The sequence below is a fragment of the Hungatella sp. genome (assembly GCF_046966825.1).
In genome coordinates, this window is record NZ_JBKVCZ010000135.1 from 1 (window position 1) to 17,387 (window position 17,387).

Genomic DNA, 17,387 nt, shown 5'->3' on the forward strand with positions numbered 1-17,387 from the left:
GTGTCCAGGTGATGACGCCGGGAGGAACGAGAGCGGAGCTGCTGCTGCATGATGCGGAACGGACAGAACATTCGGCCGTGTGCGCCGTCAGAAAAGACGCCGGAGATGACCCGGATGTGACGGATCAGGCTTTGATTTATGCTTCGGTAGAGTACATAAAAGACAGCGGTGACCCGGATATGTGTTACCGGAACAATCATATTTTCTTAACCGGAGGCCCTGGAGTCGGGATTGTGACGAAGCCGGGCCTTGCGTGTCCTGTGGGGCTTCATGCCATCAATCCGGTACCCAGAAAGATGATTTTCGAAGAAGTGGAGGCGGTGGCGCGAAGCGCAGGCTGCGAAGGACGACTCCTTGTCCGAATATGGATTCCGGAGGGGGAGCGTCTGGCTCTCAGCACCTTTAACCCAAAGCTTGGAATCGAGGGCGGGATCTCTGTGCTCGGAACCAGCGGGATCGTGGAGCCGATGAGCGAGGCCGCTTTAAGGGCCACCATTCAGCTGGAACTCCATATGAAGGCCGTGGCAGGGCAGCGGGAAGTGATCTTAACACCCGGAAATTACGGGGAGAATTTTTTGAAGGAGACGTTAAATCTCTCCCTGGCCCAGGGGGTCCAGTGCAGCAATTTCGTACAGGATTCCGTGAAAATGGCGGCGGACGAGGGGATGAACGGTCTTCTTTTTGTCGGCCACGTCGGAAAACTGATCAAGGTGGCCGGCGGTGTCGGAAATACGCATTCGAAGTACGGGGACAGGCGTATGGAAATTATGTGGGACTGTGCCCGGATACACTGTGAGGAGATGGCGGAGAGTGACAGGAACCGGTTGAAAGACCAGGTGCTCGCATCCAATACGACGGAGGAGGCGGTAATCTGGCTGGAAAAGGCCGGAGTCCTGAAACCGGCGATGATGACTGCGGTGGAACGGATGAAGCAGTACGTAGAAGAGTGGAGCGGGAGAACCGTGTGCGCCGAGGTGGTGACATTTACGAACGGATACGGTATACTTGGTATGACCTGCGGGGCAGAGAATATGATTGAGGCATTTCGTATTCGGGAAGAAGCAAACGAAATGCAGAAAGAATAGAAGAGAGAACAAGAACAGAGAACAAGAACAGGAGAGACAAGCATGTCTGGAATACTATACGGAATCGGAGTCGGTCCGGGAGACCCCGAATTAATGACCATAAAAGCAGCAAAGCGGATAAAGGAATGTGCGGTGATCGCCATTCCACACAGGGAAAAGGAACTGTGCACGGCTTACCAGATCGCGCGTCAGGCGGTGCCGGAGATTGAGGAGAAAGAGTGCCTCTACCTCCCCATGCCGATGACAAAGGATAAAAAGGTGCTGGATGAAAGCCATGATCTGGCGGCCGGCGCTGTGATGGAACGGCTGGACAGAGGGGAGGACGTGGGCTTCATCACGCTGGGTGATGTGAGCATCTACTCGACCTGCAGCTATCTGCTGGAGCGCCTGTGGAGTAAAGGGTATGCGACGAGGCTGGAATGCGGGATTCCCTCCTTTTCAGCGGCGGCGGCCAGGCTTGGCATGCCGCTGGTGTCCGGAGCGGAGGAGCTGCATGTGATACCGGCTACGTACCAGGTGAAGGAAGCACTTAAGCTTCCAGGCGTCAAGGTGCTTATGAAGACGGGAAAACAGATGAAGGCAGTCAAGGAAGAGATCCGCAAATGCGGGGCCAGTGCCGTTATGGTGGAAAACTGCGGCATGGACGATGAACGGATTTTTATGTCCCTGGAGGAGATTCCGGATGAGCCGGGATATTATTCACTGTTGATTGTGAGGTAGAGATGGTACATATCGTAGGAGCAGGTCCGGGAGCACCGGATCTTATTACCGTCCGTGGGAAGGAACTGATCTCACAGGCGGATACAATCATTTACGCAGGCTCGCTGGTAAATCCGGCGCTGCTGGAATACAGAAAAGAAGGCTGCCGCGTGTTAAACAGCGCGTATATGACGCTCGATCAGGTGGTAGAGGCGGTCCGTGAGACCGAGGCAGAGGGAAAGATGACTGTCCGCCTGCACACGGGGGACCCCTGCATCTATGGGGCGATCCGGGAGCAGATGGATGAATTTGACCGTTTGGGGATCTCCTATCAAGTCTGCCCGGGAGTCAGCTCCTTCTGTGGAGCCGCCGCAGCCTTGAATATGGAATACACGCTACCGGAGATATCCCAGAGCGTGGTGATCACCAGGATGGCAGGGCGGACTCCGGTTCCGGAGCGGGAATCCATCGCTTCATTTGCGGCGCATGGGGCGACCATGGTCCTGTTCTTAAGCTCAGGCATGGTGGCAGAGCTGGCGGATGAGCTGATGCGCGGCGGATACGGCGCGGACACTCCGGCGGCCATCGTCTACCGGGCTACCTGGGATGATGAGAAGAAGGTCGTCTGCACGGTGGGAACGCTGGCAGAGCGGGCGGCCGGGGAGCAGATCAGGAAGACAGCCCTGATTATCGTGGGAAACGCGGTGAGTCAGAGCGGGTATGCCCTTTCGAAGCTGTATGATTCGGGATTTACGACGGAATACAGGCAGGGAAGTGATTCTGAGGGGGCAGCTCTGGCACAGAAAGAGAGGAAATGATGAGGCTTTCGCTGATTTGTTTTACAGGAGCGGGGGCGAAGCTTGGCGCCCGGCTGTTGAAGGAACTGAGACTCAGCGGCCATGAATGCCGCGGGTACGTGCTGGAGAAGTTTTTGAACCCGTTTCACGAGACAAATGGTCTGGAACCCTTAAAATCCAGCCTTCAGGAATGGACCGGGAACCAGTTTGAGACGCGGGAGGGGCTGATTTTCATCGGGGCCGCAGGGATCGCCGTCAGGGCCATTGCACCGTGGGTAAAGGACAAGAGGACAGATCCGGCCGTTGTGGTCATCGATGATAGCGGCCGCTTTTCCATTTCCCTTCTGTCCGGCCATTTGGGAGGAGCCAATGGGCTGGCGGAAGAGACGGCGAAGCTGACGGGAGGAATCCCCGTCATCACCACAGCCACGGATATCCATGGCCGCTTTGCGGTGGATAATTTCGCAAAGGAGCAGGGGCTTTGGATCTCGGATATGAAGACGGCAAAGGCGGTGTCCGCCGATGTCCTGGCCGGTGACCCGGTGGGATTTTTCAGCGATTTCCCCGCAGCGGGAAGCGTGCCGGAGGGCTTTACCCAGAAGGAAAGCTGTAAAAGAAATGTCTGGATTACGGTGAAGCGTTATCCGGAGAACCATGACTTTCTGAAGCTGTTCCTGCCGGAAGGCGGGGAGGTGCTCCGTCTGGTACCGCGGATTGTAATCCTGGGAATCGGCTGTAAGAGGGGCACGGAAAAAGAAAGAATAGAAGCAGCCGTGGAGGAGGCATTGAGCCGGTGGAACATCGAGCCGGAGAGTGCGGCCGCCGTGGCGACAATCGATATAAAGAAAGAGGAAGCCGGACTCCTTTCCTATGTAAGGGAGCATGGCCTATCCTTTCAAACGTATCCGGTCGAACGGCTGCTGCTGGCGGAGGGGGAATTCTCCCCGTCTTCTTTTGTTAAGGAGATCACAGGCGTGGACAACGTCTGCGAGCGGGCCGCCGTAAGCCTTGTAGAGGACCTGGGCGGAGGAAGACTGATGATGAGAAAACAGGCGGGCGGCGGCGTCACGGTGGCGGCCGCGGTCCGGGATTGGAAGGTGAAGCTGTGAAGCAGACAGGAAAATTATATGTGGTGGGAATCGGACCGGGTTCCTACGAACAGATGACGATAAAGGCGGTTCGCGCTATGGAAGAGAGCCAGGTGGTGGTCGGCTATACGGTGTATGCGGATTTGATGCGGGAACATTTTCCCGGAAAAGAGTGGATCACCACGCCCATGAGGCAGGAGACAGAACGGTGCCGTATGGCAATCGAGAAGGCGGAGGCCGGCATGACGGTGGCGCTGATCTGCAGCGGGGACGCCGGTGTGTACGGAATGAGCGGCCTTATTCTGGAACTGGTGGGAGAATCGGATTCCCCGATCGTGGAGGTGATTCCCGGAGTGACGGCGGCGTTAAGCGGCGGCGCCTTGCTCGGCGCGCCTCTGGGGCACGATTTTGCCGTGATCAGCTTAAGCGATTTACTGACTCCGATGGAGCTGATCGAGGACAGGCTTTTGCACGCGGCAAAGGCGGATCTGGCCATATGCCTCTACAATCCCTCCAGCCGGAAGCGGTCGGATTACTTAAGACGGGCGTGTGACATCATGCTCACCGCCAAGAAGCCGGAAACGGTCTGCGGCATTGCAAAGAATATCGGCCGGGAAGGGGAGTCCATGGAGCTTATGACGCTTTCCGAATTAAGGGACACATTCACCGACATGTTTACCACCGTGTTCATCGGCAATGAGAAGACAAAGGCGGTAAACGGGAGGATGGTAACGCCGAGAGGGTACCGGAATGTGTAGGATTTTAATCTTCGGAGGCACTACGGAAGGCCGTCTTCTCGCAGAATACTGCCACCAGCAGGAAATAGAGGCGTACGTCAGCGTTGTCAGCGGTTACGGTGCGGACCTGCTTCCGGAAAGTGAATATCTCCATGTGCTTTCGGGCCGCATGGCCGGGGATGCGATGGAAGGCTTCATGAAGCGGGCATCCATCCGCGCCGTCTTTGACGCGACCCATCCGTATGCCGCTGAGGCAACTAGAAATATAAAGGAAGCCTGCGGCCGCGCCGGGGTCTCCTATCTGCGGGTGACGCGGGAGTCTGCCGCAGCGGAGAATCCTGGAGGTGACAGCGGCAAGGGCCCAGCCGCAGCATTTGCATCTCAAGTCGTATACGTGCATTCCGTAGAGGAAGCCGTCTGTTACTTGAAGGACAGGGAGGGAGACATCCTCGTGACTACGGGGAGCAAGGAACTTGCCGCCTATACAGCGCTTCCGGGATATGAGGAAAGGCTTTACGTGCGGGTTCTCCCCTCCTGCGTGGCCATATCCGCCTGCGAAGACGTCGGAATAAGGGGAAAACGCATCATCGCCATGCAGGGCCCGTTTTCCGAAGAAATGAACCGGGCCATGATGCGGCAGCTGGGAGTCCGCTATTTAGTGACAAAGGAAGCGGGAACAGCGGGAGGCTTTTTAGAGAAGCTCTCCGCGGCGGAAGCACTCTCCGTGACAGCGGTTGTGATTGGAAGACCGTTGGAGGAGAGAGACGGAATTACATTGGACGCGGCGAAAACACTCCTGAAAGAAGCGGGAACCGTATCCGCCAAACGGAAGCTTTCTCTCATCGGGACAGGGATGGGAGGCCCGGGCCAGATGACGCTTGCGGCCGCTGAGGCGCTGAAACGGTGCGATGTCTTATTTGGCGCCAGACGCATGACGGACGCGGCGGAGACACTGGGAGAACCGGCGTCGAAAATCCTGCGGGTTCCGATTTACGGGAACCGTGAGATCCTGGAATGGCTTGATAGCCATCCGGAGCATAAAAGAGCCGGTGTCCTGTATTCCGGCGACACGGGGTTTTACAGCGGCGCGTCCGGTATGGCCGCCGTGCTCTCGGAAAAACCGTACTGCGATTCCTATGAATTCACCACTTACCCGGGGATTTCGTCCGTATCGTACTTATGTGCCAAAATGGGACGAAGCTGGGAGCATGTGAAACTGATCAGCCTGCACGGGCGGGACTGCGACGCGGCCCAGGTGCTGGCTCAGAATCCGGCGGTATTTACGCTGCTGGGCGGGGCGAACACGGTAAAGGAACTCTGTGAGCAGCTTTTGAGAGCCGGGCTTACCGACGTGAGAATCACTGCGGGAGAGCGGCTCTCCTATGCCGATGAGCGGATTGTGACCGGAACGCCGGACCAGCTTGCAACCATGGAATTTACAAGCCTGGCTGTGGTTCTGATGGAACGGAACGAAGAGAGTGAGGGTGTCAGATGAGAGACGAATTGTTTATCCGGGGAGAGGTCCCCATGACGAAGAGCGAGGTTCGTGCCGTTTCGGTGGAGAAGCTGGAGCTTTCGCCCGATTCGGTCCTCTATGATATCGGAGCGGGGACCGGTTCCGTGTCGGTGGAGGCCGCGGCTTTTATGCCGGAAGGCACAGTCTATGCGGTCGAGAAGAAGCGGGAGGCCGTGGAGCTGCTGGAGAAAAACAGGAAAAAGTTTCAGGCGGAGCAGATTCGAATCATAGAAGGCGCGGCCCCGGAGGCTTTAGAGGGTCTGGAGGCGCCTACCCATGCATTTCTGGGAGGCACCTCCGGCAGAATGGCAGAGATTCTTTCTCTGCTGCTGGCAAAGAATCCAGAGGTCCGGGTGGTGGTGAATGCGATCACGCTGGAATCCGTTTCGAAGGTGATGGAATGGACCGCCGCCCGCGGGATCGAGGCCGATATCGTTCTGGTGTCAGTTTCACGGGCGAAGGCGGCGGGCCGGGTCCACATGATGATGGCTCAGAACCCTGTTTATGTGATTTCCTTTGGGGGGAGAGAGACAGGGGGCGTAAAAACGGCAAAGCAAGCGGTGACAGCCGAAAAGGCCTCCGGCTCAGAAACCGCATATCCGCGTTTGATGCTTGCCGCACCGAAGAGCGGCAGCGGAAAAACGATGATGACCTGCGGACTGCTGGCCGCATGGAAAAAGCGGAAGATAGAATGCCGGGCGTTTAAGTGCGGGCCGGACTACATCGATCCCATGTTTCACAAATATGTACTGGGAATCGACGGTGGAAATCTGGATACCTTTTTCCTGCCTGAGGAAGAGGTGCGAAATCAGTTTAAGGACCTGGCAGCCGGTGCTGACCTTTCGGTGGTGGAAGGCGTGATGGGATATTACGACGGTGTCGGAGGAAATGACACTTGGGCCAGCTCCTACGACACGGCCCGCGCCCTTGACGCGCCCGTCGTACTGGTTCTGGACTGCAAGGGAGCCTCACTTTCCCTGGCGGCAGAAATAAAAGGATTTCTGGAATATAGAAAAGACAGCCGTATACGCGGCGTTATCCTAAACAGGATCTCTCCGGTGATGGCGGAACGTCTCGTGCCGGAGATCGAAAAGCTGGGAATTTCCGTGTTCGGCTATCTGCCGGAATGCGACGCGGCAAAAGTAACCAGCCGTCATCTCGGACTTGTGATTCCGGAGGAGTCCAAAGCCCTGCGGGAGCGGCTGGAACTGCTGGCTTTGGAGATGGAGAAGACCGTGGATGTGGAAGGGCTTTTACGGCTGGCAGGCGGTGCCGGGGAATTGAAGGACGACGGTGAAGCGGCGGAGGATGGTGCGGAAGCCGTAATCGCCATTGAAGCACCCGGAACGGAACGCATCCGGATCGGTATCGCCAGAGACGAGGCTTTCTGTTTTTACTATCAGGAAAATATAAAGCTTTTTGAGAGTCTGGGAGCCGAGTTCGTGGAATTTGATCCCATGCGGGATGAGCATCTGCCAAAGGATATTGCCGGGCTGATGCTCGGCGGCGGTTACCCGGAACTCTATGCCGAAAGATTGTCGGCCAACGGCTCCCTTTTAAGAGAAATAAAAGAAGCGGCGGCCGGCGGAATGCCCATACTCGCGGAGTGCGGCGGTTTCCTCTATCTTCATGAGGAGCTGGAGACGAAGGAGGGGGAGGTCTTTCCCATGGCGGGAGTTATCGCGGGGCGGGCATTTCCAACCGGAAAACTGTCTCGATTCGGATACATCGGGCTCGTGCCCTATGGGGACACCCCGCTTTTGAAAGAAGGGGAAGAGATCCGCGGCCATGAATTCCACTACTGGGACAGCACGGCCTGCGGCAATGCGATGAAGGCCGTGAAACCAGGCGGAAAGAGAAGCTGGGACTGCATTCATGCAGATGGAGGTCTGCTGGCCGGTTTCCCCCATCTTTATTATCCATCGAATCCGTCTGCCGCAGAGCGGTGGCTGGAGCTTTGCAGGAAAGGAACTTAAGTCATGACAGAAGAATTAAACATACGGCGGGGCGTCTCAGAGGACATTCCCGAACTGGTGCGGCTATACGACGAGACGGTCGGGCATCTGGAAAGCCATATCAACTATCCGGGCTGGAAAAAGGGAGTCTATCCCGGAAGGGACGCGGCGGAAGAGGGTGTGGAGACAGGCACACTCTATGTGGCGGAGACCGGAGGCCGCATCATCGGTTCCATCATATTAAATGGAAAGCAGGAGGCCGCATACAACGGTGTCTCCTGGGGCGTGGAGGCGGAGCCGGATGAGGTAATGGTAATCCATACATTTCTCGTTCACCCGAATTTCCGTAAATCAGGCGCGGGGAAATTTCTGATGGAGTTTGCGGAATTGCAGGCCCTGAGGGAAGGAAAGAAGACGATCCGCCTTGACGTATACGAGAAAAATGAACCCGCAGTCCGGCTCTATGAGCGGCAGGGATACCTCTATGTGGCGACTGTGGATCTGGGACTGGGCTCCTGGGGCCTTCCGTGGTTTAAACTCTATGAGAGAACGGCGGAAGAATGCTTAAACGGAGTGTTGTCCAGGATATCCCCTCTTTCGGCAGATGCCATGGAACTGGCCTCTCTCACCTGGAGCCATGTGGCGAAGCCGCTCTACAGCCTGGGGATTCTCGAAGAGGACGTGATAAAGATCGCCGGAATATCAGAGACCCAGCATGTTGATATCGGTAAACGGGCGCTGATTATCATGTGCAGTGATAACGGCATTGTAGAAGAAGGTGTAACGCAGACCGGACAGGAAGTCACTGCCGTGGTAACTGAAAATATGACGGATGGAAACAGCAGCGTCTGCCTCATGGCTGACCGGGCGGGAGTGGACGTGTTTCCGGTGGATATCGGAGTCTCCAGAGATCTGCGTTCCGGCGCCAGAAACCCACTGATACGGAAAAAACTGGCTTATGGAACAAAGAATTTCCATAAAGAACCGGCCATGACCCGGGAGACAGCAGTATCGGCCATTGCCGCGGGAATTAGCGTGGCTGGGGAGCTGAAGGAAAAAGGGTACCGTCTGATCGCCACCGGAGAGATGGGGATCGGCAACACCACGACGAGCAGTGCCGTGGCGGCCATGCTGCTGGATCGTGATCCGACTGAAATGACGGGCCGCGGGGCGGGACTGTCGGACGAGGGCCTGATGAAAAAAATATCCGTTATCCGGGAAGCTGTGAAGCGGTACGGACCGGAATGCAGAGATGCCATCGATGTGATTGCCCATGTGGGAGGCTTAGATCTCGCCGGCCTTACCGGCGTCTTTTTAGGGGGCGCGGTCTACCGCATTCCCGTTCTGATCGACGGCTTTATCTCGGGTACTGCGGCGCTTGCCGCAGCAAAGCTGGCGCCGCCCGCCCGCGATTATATGCTGGCCACCCACGTTTCGGCGGAACCGGCGGGACGCCTGCTCCTGGATGAACTGGGCTTAAAACCATTTGTGGCGGCAGGAATGTGTCTGGGGGAGGGAACCGGCGCGGTTGCGTCCATCCCGCTCCTCGATATGGCGCTGGAGGTTTATACTAAAATGAGCACATTTCAGGATATTCAGATTGAGGAGTACAAGCCGCTGGCGCCTCAGACTAACACCGGGGCGCATTAGCAGTGCATCCCGGCACCACCAGGGCGTGCTGGTGCTCACAGCGAGGAGGAAGAGGATGGTAACACTGGTAACGGGAGGCAGCGGCAGCGGAAAATCGGCCTTTGCCGAGCAGGAGATTGTCAGATTGGGAAAACGGAGGCGGATCTACATAGCGACCATGAAGCCCTGGGATGAGGAGTGCAGACGCAGGATTGAACGTCACCGTCTGATGCGGGCAGATAAGCAGTTTGAGACTGTGGAGTGCTACCGCGGTTTGGAGCGGCTGAAGCTGCCTGCTGCGGGAAAAGACGGAGAGCTGACCGGAGCAGCGGAGTATGCAGTTCTTTTGGAATGCCTCTCCAACCTGGTTTCCAATGAACTGTTTGGAACCGGGGAGGACGACTGCCCGGACAGCCTTTCCGCCGAATACGGCTCTGCGGTGGCGGATTCGGTACTAGACGGAATTCTGAGTCTGAAAAGGAAGGTATCTGATCTCGTCATCGTGACCAACGAGGTGTTTTCAGCCGGCGATTACCGCAAACAACCGGTCTGCATAAAATGGGACGAAAACGGGGAAAATCCGGATACCGGAGATCTCTGCGGCTGGGATGAATCCACGGCTCTCTATCTAAAGGTTCTGGGAGAAATCAACTGCCGTCTGGGAATGCTTGCAGACCACGTCATCGAGGTGAGCGCAGGAATTCCCGTTGTAATTAAATAATCATGTCATACAGTTGTCATGTTTACTGTGTTACACTCATAAAAAAGTAAGGAGGCAGCAGTATGACACCATTTGATTATAAAAAAGAGTATAAGGCATTGTATCTTCCGAAGGAGATGCCATCCATCGTGGAGGTACCTTCCATGCAGTACGCGGCGGTGAGAGGACACGGAGATCCGAACGAGCCGGATGGGGAATACGGAAGGGCGGTTGCCGTTCTGTACGGGATTTCCTACACGATTAAGATGAGCTATAAGGGAAGCCGGAAGGTTGACGGCTTCTTCGAGTACGTCGTTCCGCCGCTGGAGGGCTTTTGGTGGATGGAAGGCGGCGCGCCGGGCGTCGATTACAGGAACAAGTCCGGATTTAACTGGATTTCCATAATCAGAGTGCCGGAATTCGTCACAGAGGAGGTATTTGCCTGGGCGAAGGAGGAGGCGCAGCGAAAAAAAGGGATCGATACGAGTCTTGCGGAGCTGATTACAGTTTCGGAGGGCCTGTGCGTCCAGTGTCTCCATATTGGAAGCTATAATGAGGAACCGGCCACCGTTGCAAAGATGGACCGTTATCTGCTGGAACAGGGCTATGAGAACGATATTTCTGATCTCAGGCGTCACCATGAGATATACTTAAGTGATCCGAGGAAGGTTTCTCCAGAACGCATGAAAACCGTAATCAGGCATCCGGTGAGACCGAAGATTGATTAGAGCGTATCTGGATATGAATTTTCAGACATGCTCTGGGAGAGGAAGGAAAAAATGATAGTTATGATTTGTGTTGACGACCGTAACGGCATGATGTTCAACCACCGGCGTCAGAGCAGAGACAGCGCAGTGCAGGAGCGGGTGCTCCGGTGCTCGGAGAACAGCAGACTTTGGATGAACGAGTATTCCAGTAAGCTGTTTTCGGAGCCTAAACCGGACTGGCTGTCCGTCGATCCGGCATTTCTTGACAGGGCGGGAAGCGGAGAGTACTGCTTTGTTGAGGACCAGGACATTTTGCCGTATGAAGATGAGCTTGAATCGATCATTCTGTTTCAATGGAACCGCAGTTATCCGGCGGATTTCCATTTTCCCGCGGATATCCTGTCTCATGGATGGACCATGACGGAATCCGAGGAGTTTGAGGGAAGCTCCCACGAAAAAATAATAAGAGAAGTGTATAAAAAAGATGAAGAGAATAAGTAATTATATTGCAGTTTTAGTCATGACGGTGCTGCTCCTTGCCGGCTGCGCCCAGTCACCGGCCCAGACCGGCGAAAGCCAAAGCACTGCCGGTGTATTGGCCAATGAGACAGAGCTTGTGGGCAGTACAGGACCGAAGCAGTTCAAAGTATCCGATATTCCCGCCTATTCGGGAGAAGCGTATGCCGCGGTAAACGGGAATGTCCCCTATTTCGAAACGTCAGATTTCACGACAGAATCCTTCGAGACTTATAGTGATTTAGACAGCCTCGGAAGATGCGGCACGGCCTATGCTAATGTAGGCACAGACCTTATGCCGACAGAAAAACGCGGGTCCATAGGCAAGGTGAAGCCTTCCGGGTGGCAGACCATAAAATACGATTTTGTAGACGGTAAGTACCTCTATAACCGGTGCCACTTAATCGGCTTTCAGCTGACGGCTGAGAATGCCAATGAAAAGAATCTGATCACAGGTACCCGGTATATGAATGTGGACGGCATGCTGCCGTTTGAGAACATGGTGGCCGACTACGTCAAGGAAACGAAAAACCATGTCCTGTACCGCGTTACTCCGGTTTTCCAGGGTAATAATCTGATCGCTGACGGCGTACTGATGGAGGCGGAATCCGTTGAGGACGAGGGCGACGGAATTTTATTCTGTGTATTCGTCTATAACGTGCAGCCCGGAGTCACCATAGACTACGCTACCGGCAGCAGTCAGCGATCAGAGAGTGCACCACAGGAGACCGCAGCGTCCGAGGCCGAGAGTAAAGCTGAGAGCAGCGCGGAAAGTAAAAACGAAAGTAAATCCAGTACCGAGACCACTTATATTTTCAATACCAATACTCACAAATTTCACTATCCTTCCTGTTCCAGTGTTTCGCAGATGAATGAATCAAACAAGCAAAGCTTCACCGGCAGCCGGGATGAAGCGATCGCGCGGGGCTATGAGCCGTGCGGGAGATGTAAGCCTTAATTCCTTTTTCTGCCGGCTGGTATCTTTAGCTATAAAATATACAGTTGTAGTGGGGGAGAGGCTCTGTGCCCCTCCTCTTTCCCGTCTTCACTCCAGGTCTCTCCCAAGCGTATCTTTCAGCCTCCAAATCCAATTTTGCGCCGGTAAATAAGAATTGAAACCGTGATATTTTTAAAAATCTTATAGACTTTATACGCCTGTTTATGGTATTATATACATAAGAAACACGTCACTAAAAGTTAATAATTGGATTGTAAAAAGTATGGTTCAATTTACTTGTATGGAGGTATATATGACAGATACAGAAAAAATTGATCAGATCCTATTAAAAATGGAAAGTTTTGCGACGAAAGACGATTTGAAGGTCTTTGCGACAAAAGACGATTTGAAGGCCTTTGCAACAAAAGACGATTTGAAGGCCTTTGCAACAAAAGACGATTTGAAGGCCTTTGCGACAAAAGCAGATTTAAGGCATGAAACCAATTTGGTGTTGGAAGAGCTGGATTCAACGGAGCAGAGACTCAACCGAAGGATTGATTCAACCAACAAAGACCTGCAAGAGTTACGTCGATATGTCACAGCTGTGCGATATAATAATGAGATTGTCGAAATTCTGATGAAACGACAGGACAATGTAGAACAAAGATTGCAAAAAGTGGAAAGAAAGGTGTTGTGTTCATAAGTTGTAACAGTTCAGACGGCGGGATAATTGGCGCATAAGTTGTTTAGATCTGTCTGTAAAAGGCAGAAAACAATTGAAAATATTTACAGCTCGTGATATGCTATTACTGTATCCTGACGCCAAAAACATGTTTTGAGGCGCAAGGTTCGGCTCGAGATAGGAAATATAACATGGAATGCAGATCGCATTCTTTTCTTGCCGTACCTTTTGGGGTGCGGCATTTTTGCTTTAACAAAATCAACGAGAATTCTCCCAGCCTCTACAGGTGGGAGATGAATCGCAAAAACAAACTTAGCGTCAGTGGCGGGCAGATATCCCCCACTGACAGGAGGTCAAAACAATCCGGGCAACCGGATAAAATGGCAGCATAGCTACGATGTCATTCTGAGTTTTGTATTCTGGACTCAGAATGTGGATTGAAATAATATTTGAAATATTTTAAGATTCCGGAGGTGTAACGATGGAAACAAGGATCGCGGTGGTGGGAATCGTTGTGGAAGCAGAGGAATCCGTAGAGAAACTCAACGAAATTCTTCATGAATACCGCCAGTACATCATTGGCCGTATGGGGATTCCCTATCATGAGAAGAAGATCAGCATTATCAGTATTGCGGTGGACGCTCCCCAGAGTATTATATCGGCTCTTTCCGGCAAGGTGGGAAAATTGAAGGGAGTCAGCTCGAAGACCGCCTACTCGGGAGTGAAATCATGAGCGACGCTGCAAAGAAGGTCATGGACTTAGCCGTGCGGTTGGCGGAGAATCACGATCTGCCGGATGACGCGCTGTATACGCTGATTACGGAACGAAATGAAGAGACAGCCCTGTTTTTGAGAAACGAGGCCAGAGCACTGTGCGAACGGATCTACGGACGCTTCGTCTATATCCGGGGACTGATTGAATTTACGAATTACTGTAAAAATGACTGCTACTACTGTGGAATCAGGAGAAGCAACCGGGAGGCAGAGCGGTACCGGCTGACAGAGGAGGAGATTCTGTCGTGCTGTGAGGCCGGCTACGGCCTGGGATTCCGCACTTTTGTGCTTCAGGGCGGAGAAGATCCCTATTTTACGGATGAACGGCTTGGTTCCATTGTGGCGTCAATCCGAGGGTTGTGTCCGGACTGTGCCATCACCCTGTCGGCAGGGGAGCGAAGCCATGACAGCTATAGACGCCTCCATGATGCGGGGGCAGACCGTTACTTACTCCGCCATGAGACGGCCGATCCGTGTCATTACGGTAGGCTTCATCCGGAGTCGATGAGCTTCGATAAGCGGATGGCGGCGCTGAAGGATCTGAAGGAAATCGGATATCAGACTGGCTGCGGCTTTATGGTTGGGTCACCATACCAGACCGCGTCCATGATCGTAAAGGATCTGCGCTTCATGAAGGAATTCGGTCCTCATATGATCGGGATCGGACCGTTTCTCTCTCATAAGGACACTCCGTTTTGTGATATGGAAAATGGGACAGCCGAATTGACACTGTATCTGCTGTCGGTTATCCGTCTGATGATGCCGAAGGTGCTGCTTCCTGCTACCACGGCACTCGGAACCGTGACGGAAGGCGGCAGAGAGGCGGGAATCTTAAGCGGCGCCAATGTGGTCATGCCGAATCTGTCCCCGGCAGGCGTCCGAAAGAAGTATATGCTGTACGACAACAAGCTGTCCTCCGGCTCCGAGGCCGCGGAGAGCCTGGAACTCTTAAGGGAATCCTTAAGTAAAATCGGTTATGGGATTGCCGTCTCGCGGGGCGACAGTCTTGTAATATAAAAATGAATGACTGACGGAGAAGCATTGGCTGACCCGGAAGAAAGGAAGGAATCATGTATAATCCAGAATCGTTAAAAGCAGAGGAATTTATTTCACACGAGGAGATCCAGGAGACACTCGACTATGCGGAAAAAAACAAAGAAAACGTGGAGCTGATTGACTCGATCATCGAGAAGGCAAGGCAGCTGAAGGGACTCAGCCACAGGGAGGCGTCCGTGCTGCTGGCCTGCGAGATGCCGGACAAGATTTTAGAGATGTATAACCTGGCGGAAGAGATTAAGAAGAAATTCTATGGAAACCGTATCGTCATGTTCGCGCCTCTCTACTTATCCAACTACTGTATCAACGGCTGTACGTACTGTCCGTACCACGGCAAGAACAAGCACATTGCCCGCAAGAAGCTGACGCAGGAGGAAGTGGCAAAGGAAGTAATCGCTCTTCAGGATATGGGCCATAAGCGTCTGGCTATCGAGGCGGGAGAGGACCCGGTGAGGAATCCTATCGAATACATATTGGAATGTATCGATACGATCTATTCCATTAAGCATAAGAACGGAGCTATCCGCCGTGTGAATGTGAATATTGCCGCTACCACGGTCGAGAACTACAGGAAGTTAAAGGATGCGGGAATCGGTACCTACATTCTGTTCCAGGAGACGTATCACAAGGAGAGCTATGAGAAGCTTCATCCGACGGGACCGAAGCACGATTACGCCTACCATACCGAGGCTATGGACCGGGCCATGGACGGCGGAATCGATGATGTGGGACTTGGCGTACTCTTCGGACTGGAGCTCTACAAATATGAGTTTGCAGGCCTTTTAATGCATGCCGAGCATTTAGAGGCGGTTCACGGTGTGGGCCCTCACACCATCAGCGTTCCGCGTATCAAGCATGCCGACGATATCGATCCAAGCGCATTTGACAACAGCATCAGCGACGACATCTTTGCAAAGCTCTGCGCATTGATCCGTCTTGCTGTGCCATATACGGGAATGATCATATCCACAAGGGAGAGCCAGCAGGTGAGGGAAAAGGTGATCCGCCTCGGTGTGTCCCAGATCAGCGGCGCTTCCAGAACGAGCGTAGGCGGTTATCAGGAGGAGATCCGGCCGACCGATACGGAGCAGTTTGACGTTTCCGACCAGAGAAGCCTCGACGAGGTGGTGCGCTGGCTGATGGAGATGGGGTATATTCCGTCCTTCTGTACCGCGTGCTATCGGGAAGGCAGGACCGGCGACCGTTTCATGAGCCTCTGTAAGAGCGGCCAGATTCAGAACTGCTGCCATCCCAACGCGCTTATGACGTTAAAGGAATTTTTGATGGATTATGCCTCCGAGGACACGAAAGCCATCGGAGAGAAGTTAATCGAGGCAGAACTCGCCAATATTCCAAAAGACAAGGTGCGGGATATCTGTAAGGATCATTTGGAAAAGATCGAACAGGGAATCCGGGATTTCCGGTTCTGAGATAGCATGCAGGAATGAATTTTCAAACATGCTCCAGGTCTCTGTCAGCGATGGCGGAGTGGACAGAAATAAATAAAAGACAACTCAGAGGACTGTGGGGGGAAGAAATATGGGACTAAGTGATACGCCGGGCGGCGAGCGCATACACATTGGCTTCTTCGGCCGCCGCAATGCGGGAAAATCCAGCATAGTTAACGCGGTCACGGGCCAGGAACTGTCCGTGGTATCTGATATCAAGGGAACGACGACGGACCCGGTCTATAAATCCATGGAGCTGCTTCCCATGGGCCCTGTGGTGATCATCGATACCCCGGGCTTTGACGATGAAGGCGCTCTCGGAGAGCTGCGCGTGAAAAAGACCCGGGAGATTTTAAACAGGGCGGACTGTGCCGTGCTGGTGGTCGATTCGGTTTTGGGAAAGACGAAGGCCGATGAGGAGATGCTTTCACTATTTAAAGAGAAACAGCTTCCATATCTGATCGCTTATAATAAATGGGATCTGCTGGACGAAAAAGAGTATAAAACAGAAGAGCAGACAGCGGACGAAAAATCTGTTTTCGTCAGTGCTGAGACGTATTACCATATCCAGGAGCTAAAGGAGAGGATCGCCGGCCTCGTAAAAGAGAAGGAAAATGGCTGCCGTCTGGTGGGAGATTTCTTAAAACCTCTCGATCTTGTGGTCCTTGTGGTCCCCATTGATAAGGCCGCGCCGAAGGGACGGCTGATCCTGCCGCAGCAGCAGGCCATCCGGGATATTCTGGAGGCAGGGGCCATGTCCGTGGTGGTGCGCGACACGGAGCTTTTAGCAGCGCTTAAGAAGCTGGGCCGCGATCCGGATCTGGTGATCACGGACAGCCAGGCATTTTCCGAGGTGGCCGAGGTGGTACCGGACCATGTACTGCTCACCTCCTTTTCCGTTCTGATGGCAAGATATAAAGGATTCCTGGATGCGGCGGCAAGTGGAGTGAAGGCCGTGAACCAGCTGCAGGACGGGGACCGGATTCTCATATCTGAGGGGTGTACCCACCACCGGCAGTGCAATGATATCGGCACGGTGAAGATTCCGGCCTGGATTAAGA

At 53.8% G+C, this 17,387-nt stretch carries 17 protein-coding genes and 1 pseudogene; all 18 read left to right on the top strand.

The window, feature by feature from the left end; genetic code table 11:
- A partial coding sequence (cbiD, locus tag ACLTD4_RS27510; RefSeq protein ID WP_412331726.1) for a cobalt-precorrin-5B (C(1))-methyltransferase CbiD occupies window positions 1–1,085 on the top strand: 1,085 nt, incomplete at its 5' end.
- A 42-nt stretch (window positions 1,086–1,127) separates the two neighbouring features.
- Entirely contained in the window at window positions 1,128–1,805 is a 678-nt protein-coding gene (cobI, locus tag ACLTD4_RS27515) for a precorrin-2 C(20)-methyltransferase (RefSeq protein ID WP_002603486.1), read from the top strand.
- A gap of 2 nt (window positions 1,806–1,807) precedes the next feature.
- Window positions 1,808–2,602 carry a precorrin-4 C(11)-methyltransferase gene (gene cobM / locus ACLTD4_RS27520; RefSeq protein WP_117621613.1) on the top strand — a complete coding sequence of 265 codons (795 nt, stop codon included), beginning with the start codon at window positions 1,808–1,810 and terminating at the stop codon, window positions 2,600–2,602.
- Window positions 2,599–3,690, top strand: a complete 1,092-nt coding sequence (locus tag ACLTD4_RS27525) for a cobalt-precorrin 5A hydrolase (RefSeq protein ID WP_243009701.1) — start codon at window positions 2,599–2,601, stop codon at window positions 3,688–3,690. Before cobM ends, ACLTD4_RS27525 begins: the two co-directional genes overlap by 4 nt.
- Window positions 3,687–4,427 carry a precorrin-3B C(17)-methyltransferase gene (gene cobJ / locus ACLTD4_RS27530; protein WP_117621615.1) on the top strand — a complete coding sequence of 247 codons (741 nt, stop codon included), beginning with the start codon at window positions 3,687–3,689 and terminating at the stop codon, window positions 4,425–4,427. Before ACLTD4_RS27525 ends, cobJ begins: the two co-directional genes overlap by 4 nt.
- Window positions 4,420–5,901: a precorrin-6A reductase gene (cobK, locus tag ACLTD4_RS27535; RefSeq protein ID WP_117621616.1), complete on the top strand. Its 1,482-nt coding sequence runs from the start codon at window positions 4,420–4,422 to the stop codon at window positions 5,899–5,901. The genes cobJ and cobK overlap by 8 nt, the downstream gene beginning before the upstream one ends.
- The gene (locus ACLTD4_RS27540; protein WP_243009702.1) at window positions 5,898–7,898 is read left to right on the top strand and encodes a cobyrinate a,c-diamide synthase; all 2,001 of its coding nucleotides are present in this window, start codon (window positions 5,898–5,900) and stop codon (window positions 7,896–7,898) included. Before cobK ends, ACLTD4_RS27540 begins: the two co-directional genes overlap by 4 nt.
- A gap of 3 nt (window positions 7,899–7,901) precedes the next feature.
- Window positions 7,902–8,345, top strand: a pseudogene (locus ACLTD4_RS27545) (N-acetyltransferase family protein); the annotation flags it as partial.
- Window positions 8,346–8,450: 105 nt separating this feature from the next.
- Window positions 8,451–9,527: a nicotinate-nucleotide--dimethylbenzimidazole phosphoribosyltransferase gene (cobT, locus tag ACLTD4_RS27550; RefSeq protein WP_278321603.1), complete on the top strand. Its 1,077-nt coding sequence runs from the start codon at window positions 8,451–8,453 to the stop codon at window positions 9,525–9,527.
- Between the two features lie 55 nt (window positions 9,528–9,582).
- The gene (locus ACLTD4_RS27555; protein ID WP_117621618.1) at window positions 9,583–10,227 is read left to right on the top strand and encodes a bifunctional adenosylcobinamide kinase/adenosylcobinamide-phosphate guanylyltransferase; all 645 of its coding nucleotides are present in this window, start codon (window positions 9,583–9,585) and stop codon (window positions 10,225–10,227) included.
- Between the two features lie 62 nt (window positions 10,228–10,289).
- On the top strand, window positions 10,290–10,934 hold the full coding sequence (locus tag ACLTD4_RS27560; protein WP_117621619.1) for a GyrI-like domain-containing protein: 645 nt from the start codon (window positions 10,290–10,292) through the stop codon (window positions 10,932–10,934).
- A 51-nt stretch (window positions 10,935–10,985) separates the two neighbouring features.
- Window positions 10,986–11,414, top strand: coding sequence for a ribonuclease Z (locus tag ACLTD4_RS27565; protein ID WP_117621620.1), 429 nt, complete (start codon window positions 10,986–10,988; stop codon window positions 11,412–11,414).
- Complete coding sequence (locus ACLTD4_RS27570; protein WP_117621621.1) at window positions 11,398–12,387, top strand: DNA/RNA non-specific endonuclease; 990 nt, start codon at window positions 11,398–11,400, stop codon at window positions 12,385–12,387. Before ACLTD4_RS27565 ends, ACLTD4_RS27570 begins: the two co-directional genes overlap by 17 nt.
- Before the next feature lie 292 nt (window positions 12,388–12,679).
- Complete coding sequence (locus ACLTD4_RS27575) at window positions 12,680–13,069, top strand: hypothetical protein (protein ID WP_117621622.1); 390 nt, start codon at window positions 12,680–12,682, stop codon at window positions 13,067–13,069.
- A gap of 460 nt (window positions 13,070–13,529) precedes the next feature.
- Entirely contained in the window at window positions 13,530–13,781 is a 252-nt protein-coding gene (locus ACLTD4_RS27580) for a TM1266 family iron-only hydrogenase system putative regulator (RefSeq protein WP_117621623.1), read from the top strand.
- Window positions 13,778–14,839 carry a [FeFe] hydrogenase H-cluster radical SAM maturase HydE gene (hydE, locus tag ACLTD4_RS27585; RefSeq protein WP_055657121.1) on the top strand — a complete coding sequence of 354 codons (1,062 nt, stop codon included), beginning with the start codon at window positions 13,778–13,780 and terminating at the stop codon, window positions 14,837–14,839. The genes ACLTD4_RS27580 and hydE overlap by 4 nt, the downstream gene beginning before the upstream one ends.
- 53 nt (window positions 14,840–14,892) lie before the next feature.
- A complete protein-coding gene (hydG, locus tag ACLTD4_RS27590; protein WP_002603500.1) occupies window positions 14,893–16,308 on the top strand; it encodes a [FeFe] hydrogenase H-cluster radical SAM maturase HydG in 1,416 nt (471 codons plus the stop codon).
- A gap of 109 nt (window positions 16,309–16,417) precedes the next feature.
- A partial coding sequence (hydF, locus tag ACLTD4_RS27595) for a [FeFe] hydrogenase H-cluster maturation GTPase HydF (protein WP_412331727.1) occupies window positions 16,418–17,387 on the top strand: 970 nt, incomplete at its 3' end.